The sequence below is a fragment of the Aeromonas enteropelogenes genome (assembly GCF_020097295.1).
Lineage (GTDB): Bacteria > Pseudomonadota > Gammaproteobacteria > Enterobacterales > Aeromonadaceae > Aeromonas > Aeromonas enteropelogenes.
In genome coordinates, this window is record NZ_CP083625.1 from 1,992,690 (window position 1) to 2,008,144 (window position 15,455).

Here is a 15,455-nt window from a genome sequence, read left to right on the forward strand (position 1 = left end):
TGGTTTTTGAACCTGACCGGTTGGGAGGATCAGATCCTTGGGCCCGTTTCGGGCTTGCCATCCATGCCATACCAGTGGGCCGCCACCCGTCCGGCGTGCCACTCGAAAGTGCCCCAGGGTTTTTGGGCCTGCCAGCGGGGGAAGTTGATCACCACCCGGTTATCCTCGTACTTGTAGAGCGAGGTGCTGATCTGGATATCGGAGAGGATCAGCAGCAGGGCCCAGCAGATGAAAATCCATTTCAGTGCTTTCCACATAGAGGTTACTCGAAGCAGATTTCGATGGTGGCACGGCCATATTTGGATTCGAATGGCATCATAATCTTGGTGCCGTCGGCGCGGTGGGAGATGGTGTGGTTGGGACCCGAGACGATGATGGGGGTGGCCATGTCGAACTCGTAACCCTTCTCACCCAGCATGCGCTTGGCGCCACCGGTGACCATGTTGGTGATCTCGCCCACCATGTCGGTCACTTCCTCGTTGATGTTGGCAGGCGCTTCACCCAGCATGCGGCGCATGATCTCCAGCGCCAGCCCCTTCTCGAAGCTGATGGAGAGGGAACCACGGGTCTGCGGACCCACCATGCCGATGAGGCCGGAAACATCGCCACGGGCTAGTTCATCCATCTTGCGTTTCGGTTTGCCCGGTTTGAGTTCCAGCTGTGCCATGGTCGAGAGCACATTGAGCAGAGAGAGCAGGAACGGGTTTACAAAATCAGCCTTCATGATGACTTCCTACAGTGGGCGTACAGCGGGCACATTGGCCATGTGCCTCAATTGTCTTATTGGTAATAGTAAAGCCATGCTGGTGGGCCTGCTCTGAAAACGCGCTGTCGATGGCCGCATCATGCAGCTCCACCACATCCCCGCACTGGTCGCAGATGAGCAACTGCATCGGATGGGCGTGATCGAAGTGACAGCAGAAGATAAAGGCGTTGAGCGACTCCACCTTGTGGGCAAACCCCTGTTCGAGCAGAAAATCGAGTGCCCGGTAGACGGTGGGGGGCTTGGCATTGGCTTCCGTCTGTTGCAGCTGGGCCAGCAGGTCGTAGGCGCTGATGGCATTGCCGTGGGCCGCCAGCAGGCGAAACACCTGGCGACGGGTCGGGGTGAAGCGGATCCCTCTTTGTATACAGAGTCGTTCGGCCCGTTGTAAAAGTTGGTCTTGATTCATGATCGCGCAAATACCCTTTCTATTAGGCGGATACTATCACAGGGCCCCGCATGGCGCGGCGACAAAATTCATTTTCTGGGGCTGCTTCACGTTGTGATAATATCCGCCCCTTTGTTAAGCCAACCCGGATAATTCTTATGCAGGCGCAGCGTTTTTCCATCGCCCCGATGCTGGACTGGACCGATCGGCATTGCCGTTATTTTCATCGACTGATGAGCCGTCAGACCTTGCTCTATACCGAAATGGTGACCACGGGTGCCATCATCCACGGCAAGGGAGATTATCTGGGCTACAGCGAGCAGGAGCACCCCATCTCCCTGCAACTGGGAGGCAGCAATCCGGCCGATCTCGCCCACTGTGCCAAGCTGGCCCAAGAGCGCGGCTATGACGAGGTGAACCTCAACGTTGGCTGCCCCTCCGATCGAGTACAGAACGGCCGCTTCGGCGCCTGCCTGATGGGGGAACCCGCCCTGGTGGCCGACTGCGTCAAGGCGATGCGTGACGTGGTGGATATTCCGGTGACGGTGAAGACCCGCATCGGCATCGACGATCAGGACTCCTACGAATTTTTGCAGGCCTTCATTGAGCAGGTGCGCGACGCCGGCTGTGATACCTTCATCGTGCACGCCCGCAAGGCATGGCTGAGTGGCCTGAGTCCGCGGGAGAACCGCGAGATCCCGCCCCTCGACTACCCCCGTGTCTATCGACTCAAGCAGGAGTATCCCGAGCTGACCATCGCCATCAACGGCGGCGTGACCTCCATGGAGCAGACCCTTGAGCATCTGCAGCATGTGGATGGTGTCATGATGGGACGCGAGGCTTACCAGAACCCTTATATTCTGGCGCAGGTGGACAACCGGGTGTTTGGCCTGGCGGGCGAGGTGCCGAGCCGTCACGAGGTGGTGCGCATGATGCTGCCCTACATGGAGCAGGAGCTGGCCAAGGGCAACTACCTCTCCCATATGACCCGTCACATGCTGGGTCTGTTCCAGAACATGCCGGGGGCTCGCGCCTGGCGTCGCCATCTCAGCGAGAATGCCTGCCGGCCGGGAGCCGATACCCAGGTGGTGCTGGATGCCATGGCCAAGGTGCCGGAGTTTGCCGACGCAGATGCCGCCGAGTAAGCCTCGGCCTGCGAGTGGCTAAAAGAGAAAGCGCGTCCATGGACGCGCTTTTTTTATGTCTGACGAATAGCCTCAATGCCTGAACTGGTTGATCAGACGGGAGAGATCCTGCAACCGCTCCACCAGCAGGGTGATGCCGTCGAGGGCCTGTTTGCTGTTGTCGGCAGTATGGCTGGCCAGCTGGTGGATCTGGTGCACCCCCTGATCCAGGGTCGATGTCACATCCGCCTGCTGGCTCACGGCCTGGGCTATTTCGTCGCTGGTGCGCGTCACCTGACCCAGCATACGGTTGATCCGATCCAGTACATCGGCCGTAGTGCCGGCATGCTGCTGGCAGCGCTCCGAGGTTTGTGCCCCCTGGGTCATGCCGTCCGAGAGCTGGCTGGTGGTCTGTTGCAGCGCCTGGATCATCTGGTGGATCTCGCCGGTGGAGGCGCGGGTTTTCTGGGCCAGGGCCCGTACCTCGTCGGCCACTACGGCAAAGCCGCGCCCCTGTTCCCCGGCGCGGGCCGCCTCGATGGCTGCGTTGAGGGCGAGCAGGTTGGTCTGATCGGCGATCTGGCCTATCACCTCCAGGATGCCGCTGATCTTCTGACTGTCATGGGTCAGTTGCGCCAGCACGGCGTGGTTGGCGTCCAGCTCCCGATGCAACTGATTGACGGCATCCCGGGTGGTGGCCAGCGCCTGCCGACCTTCGGTGGAGACTTGCTGCACCTCGGCTACCAGCTCGCTTGCCTCCTGGGCACTGTGGGCGACGTCCCGGATCGAGTGGCTCAGCTCCGTGATGGCGCTGGCCATCTGTTCACTCTGGGCACGCTGTTGCTGCAGGTGGGTGTCAATGGTCTGGATATTGCCCCTGTCATCTTCCGCCGCCTGCAGGATCTGCTGGTTGGTATCGGCAGAGCGCCCGACCACGGCTTTCAGCTCAGCCTGTTTCATCTTAAGGGCCAGCTCTATGATGGCCAGGGAGTCCCGGCGCCGGGTGTAAAGTACCTGGCAGAGCCGGGTGCCCTGGGCATCACCGGCCAGTGTTTGCAGATGGCCGAGGCGACGCTGCAGATGCCAGCCATAGCCGGCCAGTGCCAGTAACGACGCCAAAAGCGGGCATAGCCAGAACGGATTGCTGGTGACGGCGGTAGCCAGGGTGGCGAGCAGGGCAGTGGTGGTGAGACCGAGCATGATCTGGCCGGGTTCGATCTGTATCCGGCTCAGCCAGGGAAGCGCTTTGCCGGTGCGTAGCTGGCGATACAGCCGCTCTGCCCAGGCAACCTCGGCCTGCGCCGGTTTGGTACGAACCGACTGGTACTCAATGGTCTCCCCATTGGCGTTGAGGATCGGGGTGACATAGGCATTCACCCAGTAAAACCGGCCCTGTTTGGTGCGGTTTTTGACCAGTCCCATCCAGCTTTTGCCCTGGCGCAGCCGTTGCCACATGTCGGCAAAGGCAGCCTTGGGCATGTCGGGGTGGCGCACCAGATTATGGGGGACTCCCTCCATCTCCTCCACCGTGTACCCGGCCACGTCACAAAAGTGCTGGTTGGCGTAGGTGATATAGCTGGCGGGATCCGTGGTCGAGATCAGCGCAATGTTGTCGGGGAAGTGGATCTCCCCTTCCTGAACGGGTTGGCTCATGGGTCGCTCCGAGTGTAGTTAACTTATTGATAAAATAGTGTTTTATCTGCGCTGTTTAGCTAACTATTCTAGGGGCATCATAGGGGCCAACTTTGGCCTGGGTCAATGAACAGACCCGCTTGCAGGCAAAAGAAACGGGTATTAGCTGGCGGGGGTGAAATCGTGGACCTCTCCGGCTCTCGGTTTGAGGCGAGGGTCTTCATCCTGATAACCGCGGACGAGTTGCATGGTTTTGCAGAAGCTGGCCAGTTTCTCGTAATCCTGGCGGGCGAGATCGATGGCGCGCTCGGCCCGGCGCCGCTCTATCTTGTCTGACTTGCGATTGCTGAACAGCTGCTGCTGGTGCAGCATCCACTCGACAAACTCCTGCTGGCATTGGGATTCAGTATCGCTCTGGGCCTGGGCTGACAGGGTCCACAGCAGGGGCAGCAGTAACAGATAACGCATGGCAAACCAGAATGACAGGAAGGGGATTAGCAGGAAAGGCGGCATTCTATGCCTAAAAATCGGGAGTGAACAGTATCAATAAGCGAGGGCCGCCCGGTGCGGCCCTTGCTGTGCGTGGCTGGATCAGTGCTTGATCAGATAGAGCTGGCGGCTGTAGGCCACATCTTCCGGGTTGTTGATGGGATATCCCTTGAGCCAGGGCTTGATCAGTCTGGCGTTGGTGTACTGGTAGATGGGGGCGATGGGGGCCTGCTCCTGCAAGATAGCCTCCGCCTTGTCGAACAGCTGGCTGCGCGCCGCCGTGACCCGGGTCTTGGCCGCCTTGGCCAGCAGTTTGTCATAGTCCGCATTGGCAAACCCGGCCATGTTGCCGCTGTGGCCTGAGCCCCACAGGCCGAGGAAGGCGGAAGGGTCGTTGTAGTCGGCGACCCAGGAGGAGCGGATCACCTCGAACTGGCCACTCTGGCGACTGTCGAGATAGGTCTTCCACTCCTGGTTGGTGAGTTCGACCTGTACCCCCAGCTTCTGCTTCCACATGCTGGCGATGGCCAGTGCCATCTTCTTGTGGATCTCCGCCGTGTTGTAGAGCAGGGTCAGCTTGAGCGGCTTGTCCGGGCCGTAACCGGCCTCCTTGATCAGAGCCTTTGCCTTGTCATCCAGCGCCTGCTGACTGCTTTGCGAGAGCAGATTGTCCTTGGGAGTGAAGCCAGCCGTCACGTCCGGGGTGAAGTGGTAGGCCGGTTTCTCTCCGGTGCCGAGGACCTTGTCGGCAATCAGGCCGCGATCGATGGCGTAGGAGAGCGCTTTGCGCACTCGCACATCGTCGAGGGGAGGCTTGCGGGTGTTAAAGGCGTAGTAGTAGGTCCCCAGCTGCTCCGGGGTGTAGACCTCACCCGGGATCTGCGCCATCAGCCTGGCGTACTGCTCCTTGGGGAAGGATTCGGTGATGTGCAGATCGCCAGCCAGATAACGGTTGGTTGCCGTGCTCTCCTGATTGATGGGCATGAAGATGACCTTGGTCAGCACCGTATGGGCTCGGTCCCAGTAATAGGGGTTGGGGGTCAGTTCCAGCTTCTCGTTGACCACCCGCTTGCCGAGCACGAAGGCGCCGTTGCCCACCAGCTTGCCGGGCTGGGTCCACTGCTCGCCATATCGCGCCATGCTGGCCTGGTGGAGCGGTGACAGGCTGGGATGGGTCAGCAGGCTCAGGAAATAGGGCACGGGCTGGGAGAGGGTTACCTGCAGAGTGCGGTCATCGAGGGCCTTCACCCCCAGCTCGTCTGGGGGCAGCGTGCCGGCCAGGATCTCGTCCACCTTGTCAAAGCGGGCCAGCTGGGCGAACCAGGCGAAGGTGGCCGCCTCTTTCGGGTCGACCAGCTTGCGCCAGCCGTAGACGAAGTCACCGGCCTTGACCGGATCGCCGTTGGACCAGCGGGCATCGGGCCGCAGGTGGAAGGTAAAGGTCTGGTTGTCCCGGTTCTCCCAGCGCGCGGCGACCCCCGGCACCGGCTTCCCGTCCGGCCCCTGGGTCAAGAGCCCCTCGAACAGATCCCGCAAAACCTGCAGCTCGGGCAGGCCGACCAGTTTGAGCGGGCTCAGGCTGGCAGGTTCATCTTTCAGGTGACGAACCACCACCTGTTCGGTCGCAAGTTCGGTGCCGGCGGGAATGTCGGCCGCCTGGACAGCGGCGCAGCCCAGCAGGGCCAGCAGTGGGCTCCATCCTTTCATGGGTCGGATCCTTCAAATAGTGTGAAGCGGGGAGAAAACTCGACGAGAAACTATCGCCGGCAGATGGGAAGTCATGATATCTCGTTTGCAGCTCTGACCGCCAGCGTGTGACTCTCATGCTCGGGGTTGTATCCCCCCTTCATCTGGTGGCCAGCATGAGCGCGTGATTGAGGAGTGTGGGACGATGAAATCATGGTTATTGCTGGTCTGTGCCCTGAGTTCGAGCGCCTGGGCGCTGGCGCCGTGCCAGGGTGGCACCGCCGTAGGATCCTGGTGCGAGGCGGGGATAGCCGCGCTGCACCCGACCCAGGGCGGCGTGGGCCAGCTCCAGGTCGACGCAATCCAGCGCAAGCTGGCGGGCAAGAGTGCAAAGCAGCTCGACAACTTGATGAAAAAGAAAGAGATCCCCGTGGTGATCGCCCCGGATGGCGGTTACTGGCTGGTGGACAGGCATCACCTGACCAAGGCGCTGTGGCAGCAGGGGGTGAAGCAGGTCCGGGTCAAGGTGATCGCCCGTCTGCAGGACAGGGCCAACTTCTGGAGCCAGATGCAGAACAACCACTGGGCCTGGCTCAAGGATGAAAAAGGGCAGCCACTGACCCCGGAACAGTTGCCGACCCGTATCGATCAGTTGCCTGACTACCCGTACCGCACCCTGGCGGGGCTGCTGCAGGATGCCGGCTATTTCAGCAAGGATGGGCAGGTCTATTTCGTCGAATTTGCCTGGGCCAGCTGGCTTGGCCAGCAGATGGAGTGGCGGCCAATCGATAGCGCCAACCTGAGGGTGAGGTTGCAGCAGGCCAAGCGGCTGGCCTGTCGCCAGGAGGCCAGCGCTCTGCCCGGCTACCCGGGCCGGCAATGCAGCCTGAACCGGACAAAGTAAGGTCTGAGTGATGCCTTGGCAACAGGGAAAGGAAGCAAAGAAGGCGACCCTTGGGTCGCCTTCTTTGTATGCACATCTTTTGCCTCACCCGTCTCAGGGGCTGGTGGGCAGGCTCTTGCCGTCGAGGTATTCGGGCAGGAACATCGACACCTGCGGCACATAGGTGATCAGCATCAGGAACAGCAGCAGGAAGCCGACCCAGGGCAGGCAGGCCCGGATCACCCAACCCATGCTCTGGCCGGTGATCCCGGCGGTCACGAACAGGTTGAGACCGACCGGCGGGGTCAGCATGCCGATCTCCATGTTGACCACCATGATGATCCCCAGGTGGATCGGGTCTATGCCCAGCTGCATGGCGATGGGGAACAGGATGGGGGCCATGATCAGCACGATGGCGGAGGGCTCCATGAAGTTGCCCGCCAGCAGCAGCAGTATGTTGACCACGATCAGGAAGCCCCAGGCCGGCAGGCCCCAGGTCACGATTGTCTCGGCGATGGCGTGGGGGATACGCTCAGAAGTGAGTACGTGGGCGAACAGCATGGCGTTGCTGATGATGAACAGCAGCATGATGCTCACCTTGGCGGCATCCCGTACCACATGACCCACCTCGCCATTGAAGGGGGATTTGATCATCGAGAGGGGTAGCAGCCAGAGGTTGCGCAGTGCGGCGGCGGAGATGGACTCCCCCTCGTGGCGCCAGGGGATCCCCTTGAGGGGCCCGATGTCGCGATAGCCATACACGGCGATGAAGAAGGCGTAGACGGCGGCGACGGCGGCCGCCTCGGTCGGGCTGGCGATGCCGCCATAGATGGAGCCCAGCACCAGGATGATCAGGAACAGGCCGCCGAGCGCCTTGCCACCGCTGGCCAGCAGGGTCAGCACGCCGGGGAAGGGCTGGCTCGGCAGTCCCTTGATGCGGGCCACCACATAGATGACCACCATGATGCAGACCCCCATCAGCAGTCCCGGCAGGAAACCGGCCATGAACATGCGCGAGGCGGAGACCTCGGTGGCGGCAGCGTAGACCAGCATGACGATGGAGGGGGGGATCAGGATCCCCAGGGTGCCCGCATTGGCGATAACGCCGGCGGCAAAGGCGCGGGGATAGCCGGAACGCACCATGCCGGCGATGACGATGCTGCCGATGGCCGCCACCGTGGCCGGGCTGGAGCCGCACACGGCGGCAAACAGCATGCACGCCATGACCGAGGCCATGGCGAGACCGCCGCGAATATGGCCGACCGAATCCATGGCGAAGTGGATGATCCGCTTCGCCACCCCACCGGTCGACAGGAAGGCCGATGACAGCACGAAGAAGGGGATGGCAAGCAGGGTATAGTGCTCCGAGGTGGCCTCGAACAGCTTGAGCGCCAGGGAGGCCAGGGAGTCGTTGGAAAAGAGCAGTATGGTGGTGACGCTGGAGAGGCCGAGCGCCACCGCAATGGGCATGCCGAGCAGCATGGCGCCGATCAGCAGGGTAAACAGGGTCAGGGTCGCCATGATGGTTATGCCTTCTGATTCGGATCGTTGTCGATAAGGTGCATGCTCTCTTTGGCCTCATCGGCCAGGGCAAAGCCGCTCATCTGGCCACGCCAGACCATGATGCCCACGTTGAGGAAGCGCAGGAACAGCAGGGCCAGCCCGATCGGCAGTATGCTCATGGCTTGCCAGCGGGGGATGGGCAGATCCTCCATCTCGATGCCGATCATCTTGAGCTTGCTCAGATAGATCCAGGCGCCATAGAAGTAGAGGGCGCAGTAGATAAGGCAGAGCGCCACCGCCAGCAGGGTGAGGCGTTGCTGCCAGACCCCCGGCAGGATCTTGATGAAGGCGTCCACGCCGATGTGGGCCCCGACTCGCACCCCCCATGAGGCGCCGAACAGCACCATCCAGGCACAGAGGTTCAGGGTCAGCTCCTGGGCCCAGAGCAGACCGGTATCGAAGAAGAAGCGCATCACCACTTCGAGGAAGACCAGCAGGGCCGTGCTGACCAGGAGCAGGCCTATGATGGCCTCTTCCAGCTGATGCATGAGTTTTTTCATTGGACTATCCCTGTGAGTAGGCCCGCCTCGCGGCGGGCTCATCCTGACGGCTTAGGGTTGATTGGCGGCGACGGCTGCGTCGATCAGCTCCTTGCCTATGGTGCCTTCGAACTGCTTCCAGACCGGCTTCATCGACTCGACCCACTGGTTGCGCTCGGCGTCGGTCAGGGTCACCAGCTGGCTCTTGCCGGAGGCAAAGATGGCGGCCTTGTCTTCGCTGTCCTTGGCGGCCGCGATCTCGTTGCCGAAGGCGACCGACTCATCCAGCGCGCGCTTGAGCTCGTTGCGAACCTGCTCCGGCAGGCCGTTCCAGAAATCCGCATTGGTGACGATGAGGTAATCCAGCACCCCGTGGTTGGTCTCTGTGATGTAGGGCTGCACTTCGAAGAACTTCTGGGAGTAGATGTTGGACCAGGTGTTCTCCTGCCCGTCGATGGCCTTGGTTTGCAGCAGGGTGAATACCTCGGCGAAGGGCTTCTTCACCGGCACGGCATTGATTGCTTCGAACTGGGCGGCCAGCACATCCGAGGTCTGGATGCGGAATTTCTTGCCCTTGGCATCGGCCGGGGTCTTGAGGGGCTGGCTGGCGGAGAGCTGTTTCATGCCGTTGTGCAGGTAGCCGAGGCCAATCAGGCCGTATTTCTCGAGGGAGCCCAGCATGGCTTGTCCCTCCTTGCCCTGCTGGAAGCGATCCACCGCCGCCATGTCATCGAACAGGAAGGGGAGATCGAAGATCTGCAGCTGATCGGTGAACTTCTGGAACTTGGAGAGGGAGGGGGCGATCATCTGCACATCCCCGAGCATCATGGCCTCCAGCTCCTTGCCGTCACCAAACAGCTGGGAGTTGGGGTAAACCTTGACCTCGACCTGGCCTTTCAGACGCTCATCCACCAGTTGCTTGAAGTGGATGGCCATCTGCCCCTTGGGGGTGTTCTCTGCCACCACGTGGGAGAACTTGAGTTCAACGGGGGCAGCAAAGGCGGAGGAGAGGCCGAGGGCCAGGGTAAAGGCGGCGGTCAGGGCGCGGAGCTTGAGTGTCATTGTTGTCATCCTTGAGTGGGTTCAGGTAAATCACCCATAGCAAGGCAACTTGTGTGCCATCTTCCTTGTTTTTGAAACAAGCCATTAACAATGGGCGCTGGCGCCAGGCAGAGGAAAACGGAGCGGGTCAAAAATGGGTGGAAATCCCCCCATGGGGTCGGGCAGGCGGGGGGAATGCCGCCCATGGCGGCAAGGTTAACCGGGTCAGCCGGGGGAGGAGGAGCCGAGCCTGCCCAGGCTCACTCGCCCCCGTCGTCGAGCTTGTAGTCCTGCTTGTCGAGGCCGTACTTGCGCATCTTGTCATAGAGGGTCTTGCGTGGCAGACCGAGGGCCTCCTGTACTTCTTTCAGTCGCCCCCTGTGCTGGCTCAGGGTGTCGGTCAGCAGGATGCGCTCGAACCGGTCTACCTGCTCGGCCAGGGTCAGCGCCTCCCGCCCCAGGGTGAGATCGGCAAAGGCCCCCTCTTCGCCCATCAGCACGCAGCGCTCCGCCAGGTTGCGCAGCTCGCGTACATTGCCGGGCCAGTCGTGGGCCAGCAGCCAGGCGCGCTGCTCGGCACCGAGCCTCGGCGGCGCCAGCTGGTAGCGGGTGGCGGCCACCCGCAGGAAATTTTCAAACAGCAGGGGCACATCCTCCTTGCGATCCCGCAATGGGGGGATATCCACCCGCACCACGTTGAGCCGGTAGTAGAGGTCGGCGCGAAAGCTGCCCTGCTCGACCAGGGTCTTGAGCTCGACCTTGCTGGCGGTCAACACCCGGATGTCGAGCTCTATCTTCTGGTTGGTGCCGAGCGGCTCGACCTCCCTGTCCTCCAGCACCCGCAGCAGCTTGATCTGCAGCGCCATCGGCATGCTCTCTATCTCGTCGAGGAAGAGGGTGCCCTTGTTGGCCCAGGCTATCTTGCCTACCCGGCGTTTCTGGGCGCCGGTAAAGGCTCCCGCCTCGTGGCCGAACAGCTCGCTCTCCATCATGGTTTCCGGCACGGCCCCGCAGTTGATGGCGACGAAGGGTTCGGCCGCGCGCACCGAGTGATCGTGCAGGAAGCGGGCGACCAGCTCCTTGCCACTGCCGGTCTCGCCCATGATCAGCACATCGGCGGGGGCATCCTTGATATGGGTGAGGATCTGGCGCAGCCGCTTGATGGCCGGATGGGTGCCGAGCAGCCTGGGGCCGGGGCCGCTCTGGGCCTCCAGCTCGCTGCGCAGCTCCCGGTTCTCCAGCACCAGGCGCCGCTTGTCGCAGGCCCGGCGCACCACCTCCAGCAATTGCTCGGTACCGAACGGCTTCTCGATGAAGTCGTAGGCCCCCAGGCGCATGGCCTGCACCGCGGTAGAGATGTCGCCGTGGCCGGTGAGCAGGAGCACCGGCAGCTCGGAGTCGCGCCCCATGATCTCCCGCAGCAGGTCGATGCCGTTCATGCCGGGCATGTTGATGTCGCTGATGATGATGCCGGGCCACTGGGCGCCGATATGGGGCAGGGCCTGCTCGGCGCTGGCGAAGGTGGTGACCTGCCAGTCGGCCAGCTCCAGGGTCTGGCCGAGAGAGAGGCGCAGGTGATGTTCATCATCGATCAGCATTATCTGGGTCATGGCTCTCTCCTGAAGAGGTAAAGGCTGGGGATCCTGGCTCGTTGCGCAGGGTGGGGTCGGCGGCGGGCAGGGTGATGGTGAAGCAGGCGCCGCCGTGGGCCGGGCTGTTGGCCGCCTCCAGCTGGCCGCCAAAGGCGGTGACGATACGCAACGAAATGGTGAGCCCAAGCCCGAGCCCCTGGGATTTGGTGGTGTAGAAGGGGGCAAACAGCCGACTCGCCTCGACCGGGAGGCCCGGGCCGTTGTCACTGACTTCGATCACCACCCGATCATCGACCCGTTCGAGGGTGAGCCAGACCCGGGGAGGGGAGCTGGTGGCGCAGGCCTGCAGCGCGTTGTGCAGCAGGTTGACCAGCACCTGCTCGAGCTGCACCGCATCGGCCCGCACATAGAGGGGCTCTGCCGGCAACCGGGTTTCGATCAGCAGGCCCTGCTTGATCATCTGGCTGTGCAGCAGCGCCAGGCTGGCGTGGATCACCGGTTGCAGCGTCACCGCCTGCAGGGTCTGCTCTCCCTTGCGGGCGAACACCTTGAAACGGGCGACCAGCTCGCTCATGTGATGATTGAGGCTGTTGATCTGCAGCAGATTGTCGCGGCAGCTGTCGAGGCGTCCCTTGTCGAGCAGCTGCAGTGCATTCTCGCCATAGGCGCGCATGGCAGCCAGCGGCTGGTTGAGTTCGTGGTTGATGCCGGCCGACATCTCCCCCAGCAGGGCCAGCTTGGCGGCCTGTACCAGCTGCTCCTGGGTATCCACCAGTTCGCGCTGGGTCTGGCGGTACTTGTCGATGGTGGCCACCAGCTCCTGGTTGCTGGTGGAGAGGGCCAAAGTCCGCTCGCTGACCTTGTGCTCCAGCTGGTTGTTGAGGCGTGCGAGACGGGCCCGGCCGAGCAGCTCCTGGCGCCAGTAGAGCCAGATCATCAGCACCAGCAGAGAGACGAGGGTGAAGCTGGCCAGTGCCTTGGCCATGATGGGCAGCAGGCCGTGAAGGGGCTTGAGGGTATAGAGATGCCAGCCGGCGCTGGGCATGGCGGTGCCGGTGAAGAGATAACCCTGCCCCCAGCGCCACTCATCCTGGCTGCGCAGCAGCCCCAGGGTGGGCTGATCGCTCAGGGGATCCCCCAGCTTGTCGCCATACTTGCGCTCATCGCTCAGGGTGGCGCGGGTCGTATCGTTCAACCTGACCAGGGGACGGTAGAGCCACTCAGCCCTGGAGGAGAAAAAGACCACGCCGTATTCGTCGGTCAGCAGGTAGTCGAAGTCATCGCGGCTGTCCCAGCGCTCCTCAATGAGGGAGAGGGCCACCTTGACCACGACCACGCCGAGGCGGTGATCCCCCTCCTGCACCGGATAGGAGAAGTAGTAGCCCCGCCGTCCGGAGCGCTGACCGAGGGCGAAATAGCTGCCGGCCCGCCCCTGCATCGCCTGCTGGAAATAGGGGCGAAAGCGGTAGTTGTCACCGACAAAGCTGTCCTGCTGGCGCCAGTTGCTGGCGGCGATGACGTCCCCTTGAGCAGTCATGAGGTAGATGGCGTCCGTGCCCAGGATTTCGTTTTGCTGCTCCAGCAGGGGGTTGAGCCTGGCGGGGGAGAGCGTTCGCAAAAGCGCCTGCTGCAGCTCGCTGCGGGTGGCGATGAGGGCGGGCAGGCGGCGATACTTGTCGAGCTCCACCAACAGCTGGCCCGCCAGCCGCTCATTGTCGAGCTGGGCCTGCTGGCGCAGGCTCTCCAGCCCCCATTGGCGGGCCATGAAGGCGAGCCCCACCATCAGCGTGATCCAGAGGCCAATCAGCAGGCCCCGACTTCCATTGTTCATCATTCCCTTCCTTGGTTGGCCACATCTTAACCTGCGTCCGGAGGAGAGAGGATGGCGCCGGTGAAAGAGTGTGACCGGCGCAACAGGCGCCGAGATCCTGCACAGTCTGTCGGCTTGATATTCATTCTCAATTAGGCATCATGAAGGACTCCACCCAGAGGAAGGAGCCCTCCCATGACACAGGCACAAGACGGGCCGGATCAGGCCCAGACACACTGGCAGCGCTACATGATGGAAGCTGAGCACTCCCTGAGCCAGGGGGCGCTGGGCTCTGCAGTCTGCCTCTATCAACAGGCCCTTGGCACCATCTCGGCGCCGATAGAGATGACCCAGGAAGAGCCGGATCTCGAGATGCTGGCCTCCATGCGGGTGGCAACCTGCCATCGTCTGGCGGATTTCTGGCGCGCCATGGATGAACCCGCCTACGAGCTGCGTTACCTCAAGCTCGCTTCCGAGCTGGTGACGGCGCTGGTGCCGCAATGCCCTAACCGGGAGTGCGAGTCGCTGATAAGCGAACTGGGTTGCTGCCGCGCGGCCCTGCTCGGGTTTCTCAAGCGCCACCCCAACCCCGAGATTGCCAGGCTTATCCAGTTGCAGGACAAGGTGCAGGGCTGCGAGTTGATCGGACGCTTTCGCCTCAACTGACCGACGCGCTATGGTGGCAACGGGCTAACCCTTGCGACCGAGCCTGGCGGCGATGCGTTGCTGCGCCTCTTCCCCCAGCAGGGCCTGGGCGAAGGCGCGCGCCTCCAGATCGATGACGAAGTGGACCGCCTGCTTGAGCTCCTGCTTGAGCAGCGCCTTGCTTTTTTGCACTGCCCTGGGCGGTTTGGCGGCCAGCTTCAGACCCTGTTCGCGGGCAAATGCCAGCAGATCTGCGCTGGCCACCACTCGGTTGGCAAGGCCGAGGCGCAGTGACTCATGAGCATCCATGGATTCGGCCAGCAGCAACAGCTCGGCGGCCTTCAGGTGGCCCACGGCGCGGGGCAGTAGCAGGCTGGAGGCAAACTCCGGCACCAGCCCCAGCTCGACAAAAGGCAGCTGTAGGCGGGCATTCTCCCCCAGATAGACCAGATCGCAGTGCAGCAGTATGGTGGTGCCGATACCGACGGCCGGGCCCCCCACGGCGGCGATCACCGGTTTGGGAAAATCGGCCAGGGTGTGGAGAAACTGCAAGATTGGATCGTCCTGCTCCAGACTGCTCTTGCCGACAAAATCGGCCAGATCGTTGCCGGCAGTGAAGCACTCCGCCTGACCCTGCAACAGCAACACATGTACTCCCTCATCGGCTGCGGCCTGCTGCAATTCGCTCACCAGTTGGCGGTAAAGTTCGGTGTTGAGGGCATTGCGCTTGTCAGGGCGGTTGAGGGTCAGAGTGAGCAAGCCGTCCTGCCGCTCGGCAATGAGAATGGGCGCCATGTCTAAATCCTTGTTATTGAAGGGTGCATAAAAGGTTTCTGTTGGGGTAACCTTTGCCTCGTTTAACAACATCATAAAAGGATTTCAACCATGTTTAAACGTGCGTTTTATTCTCTGCTGCTGCTCGGGATGACGGCTCCCGCTCTGGCCAAGGTGGAGGCGGTCGACGGTTATGTACGCCTGTTGCCCCCCGGTACGCCCAATACGGCGGCCTTCATGGTGCTAAAGAACGATGCCGATCAGGCGGTCAAGCTGGTGGCTGCTTCCTCTCCTGCTGCCAGCCGCGCCGAGCTGCATACCCATCTGCACGAGAACGGAGTCATGAAGATGCGCCAGGTCGAGAGCATCGAGATCCCGGCCAAGGGGGAAGTGGTACTGAAGCCGGGCAGCCTGCACATCATGCTGTTCGAGATCGGCACCCTCTCCGAGCAGACCCCCATGCCGCTCACCCTCACCCTGGATGATGGCCAGCAGCTGGCATTGTCGCTGCCGGTGAAGCCGATCGAGCCGATGGGCGAGATGCAGCACATGAAGCACTGACATTTGTCGTCGTTTGTTCAGGATT

The 15,455-nt window shown here is 62.0% G+C and carries 16 protein-coding genes; 4 read left to right on the top strand and 12 right to left on the bottom strand.

What is annotated here, in order from left to right:
- Positions 1-29: 29 nt before the first annotated feature.
- The 3 genes from LA321_RS09380 to zur are packed head-to-tail and all read right to left on the bottom strand — an operon-like array spanning position 30 to position 1,172.
- Complete coding sequence (locus LA321_RS09380) at positions 30-257, bottom strand: hypothetical protein (RefSeq protein WP_042026626.1); 228 nt, start codon at positions 255-257, stop codon at positions 30-32.
- 5 nt (positions 258-262) lie between these two features.
- Positions 263-724, bottom strand: coding sequence for a chemotaxis protein CheX (locus LA321_RS09385; RefSeq protein ID WP_042070413.1), 462 nt, complete (start codon positions 722-724; stop codon positions 263-265).
- The gene (gene zur / locus LA321_RS09390) at positions 714-1,172 is read right to left on the bottom strand and encodes a zinc uptake transcriptional repressor Zur (protein WP_026457366.1); all 459 of its coding nucleotides are present in this window, start codon (positions 1,170-1,172) and stop codon (positions 714-716) included. The genes LA321_RS09385 and zur overlap by 11 nt, the downstream gene beginning before the upstream one ends.
- A 137-nt stretch (positions 1,173-1,309) precedes the next feature.
- On the opposite strand from zur, the gene dusA reads away from it, so the two are divergent.
- Complete coding sequence (gene dusA, locus LA321_RS09395) at positions 1,310-2,296, top strand: tRNA dihydrouridine(20/20a) synthase DusA (RefSeq protein WP_042070411.1); 987 nt, start codon at positions 1,310-1,312, stop codon at positions 2,294-2,296.
- A 72-nt stretch (positions 2,297-2,368) separates the two neighbouring features.
- Here the strand turns inward: dusA and LA321_RS09400 are convergent, their stop codons facing one another.
- From LA321_RS09400 to LA321_RS09410, 3 genes are all read right to left on the bottom strand, one after another.
- Entirely contained in the window at positions 2,369-3,928 is a 1,560-nt protein-coding gene (locus LA321_RS09400; protein WP_042070410.1) for a methyl-accepting chemotaxis protein, read from the bottom strand.
- Positions 3,929-4,069: 141 nt separating this feature from the next.
- A complete protein-coding gene (locus LA321_RS09405) occupies positions 4,070-4,375 on the bottom strand; it encodes a hypothetical protein (protein WP_026457363.1) in 306 nt (101 codons plus the stop codon).
- A gap of 123 nt (positions 4,376-4,498) precedes the next feature.
- A complete protein-coding gene (locus tag LA321_RS09410) occupies positions 4,499-6,103 on the bottom strand; it encodes a peptide ABC transporter substrate-binding protein (protein ID WP_042070409.1) in 1,605 nt (534 codons plus the stop codon).
- Between the two features lie 184 nt (positions 6,104-6,287).
- Here LA321_RS09410 and LA321_RS09415 point away from each other — a divergent pair, with 184 nt between their 5' ends.
- A complete protein-coding gene (locus LA321_RS09415; RefSeq protein ID WP_026457282.1) occupies positions 6,288-6,986 on the top strand; it encodes a ParB-like protein in 699 nt (232 codons plus the stop codon).
- Positions 6,987-7,079: 93 nt separating this feature from the next.
- Here the strand turns inward: LA321_RS09415 and LA321_RS09420 are convergent, their stop codons facing one another.
- From LA321_RS09420 to LA321_RS09440, 5 genes are all read right to left on the bottom strand, one after another.
- Positions 7,080-8,486 carry a TRAP transporter large permease gene (locus LA321_RS09420; protein ID WP_042070407.1) on the bottom strand — a complete coding sequence of 469 codons (1,407 nt, stop codon included), beginning with the start codon at positions 8,484-8,486 and terminating at the stop codon, positions 7,080-7,082.
- Between the two features lie 5 nt (positions 8,487-8,491).
- Positions 8,492-9,028: a TRAP transporter small permease gene (locus tag LA321_RS09425; RefSeq protein ID WP_026457283.1), complete on the bottom strand. Its 537-nt coding sequence runs from the start codon at positions 9,026-9,028 to the stop codon at positions 8,492-8,494.
- 51 nt (positions 9,029-9,079) lie between these two features.
- Positions 9,080-10,069, bottom strand: coding sequence for a TRAP transporter substrate-binding protein (locus LA321_RS09430; RefSeq protein WP_156130480.1), 990 nt, complete (start codon positions 10,067-10,069; stop codon positions 9,080-9,082).
- A gap of 239 nt (positions 10,070-10,308) precedes the next feature.
- A complete protein-coding gene (locus tag LA321_RS09435) occupies positions 10,309-11,658 on the bottom strand; it encodes a sigma-54-dependent transcriptional regulator (protein WP_042070406.1) in 1,350 nt (449 codons plus the stop codon).
- Positions 11,633-13,474 (bottom strand): ATP-binding protein, encoded by a 1,842-nt coding sequence (locus LA321_RS09440; RefSeq protein WP_082043379.1) that lies wholly within the window; start codon positions 13,472-13,474, stop codon positions 11,633-11,635. The genes LA321_RS09435 and LA321_RS09440 overlap by 26 nt, the downstream gene beginning before the upstream one ends.
- Before the next feature lie 171 nt (positions 13,475-13,645).
- On the opposite strand from LA321_RS09440, the gene LA321_RS09445 reads away from it, so the two are divergent.
- The gene (locus LA321_RS09445; protein WP_042070405.1) at positions 13,646-14,116 is read left to right on the top strand and encodes a DUF2753 family protein; all 471 of its coding nucleotides are present in this window, start codon (positions 13,646-13,648) and stop codon (positions 14,114-14,116) included.
- A gap of 24 nt (positions 14,117-14,140) precedes the next feature.
- Here LA321_RS09445 and LA321_RS09450 read toward each other — a convergent pair whose 3' ends face one another.
- On the bottom strand, positions 14,141-14,890 hold the full coding sequence (locus LA321_RS09450) for an enoyl-CoA hydratase-related protein (RefSeq protein ID WP_042070404.1): 750 nt from the start codon (positions 14,888-14,890) through the stop codon (positions 14,141-14,143).
- A gap of 90 nt (positions 14,891-14,980) precedes the next feature.
- Between LA321_RS09450 and LA321_RS09455 the strand changes: the two genes are divergently transcribed.
- Positions 14,981-15,430, top strand: a complete 450-nt coding sequence (locus LA321_RS09455) for a copper chaperone PCu(A)C (protein WP_042070402.1) — start codon at positions 14,981-14,983, stop codon at positions 15,428-15,430.
- Positions 15,431-15,455 lie beyond the last annotated feature (25 nt).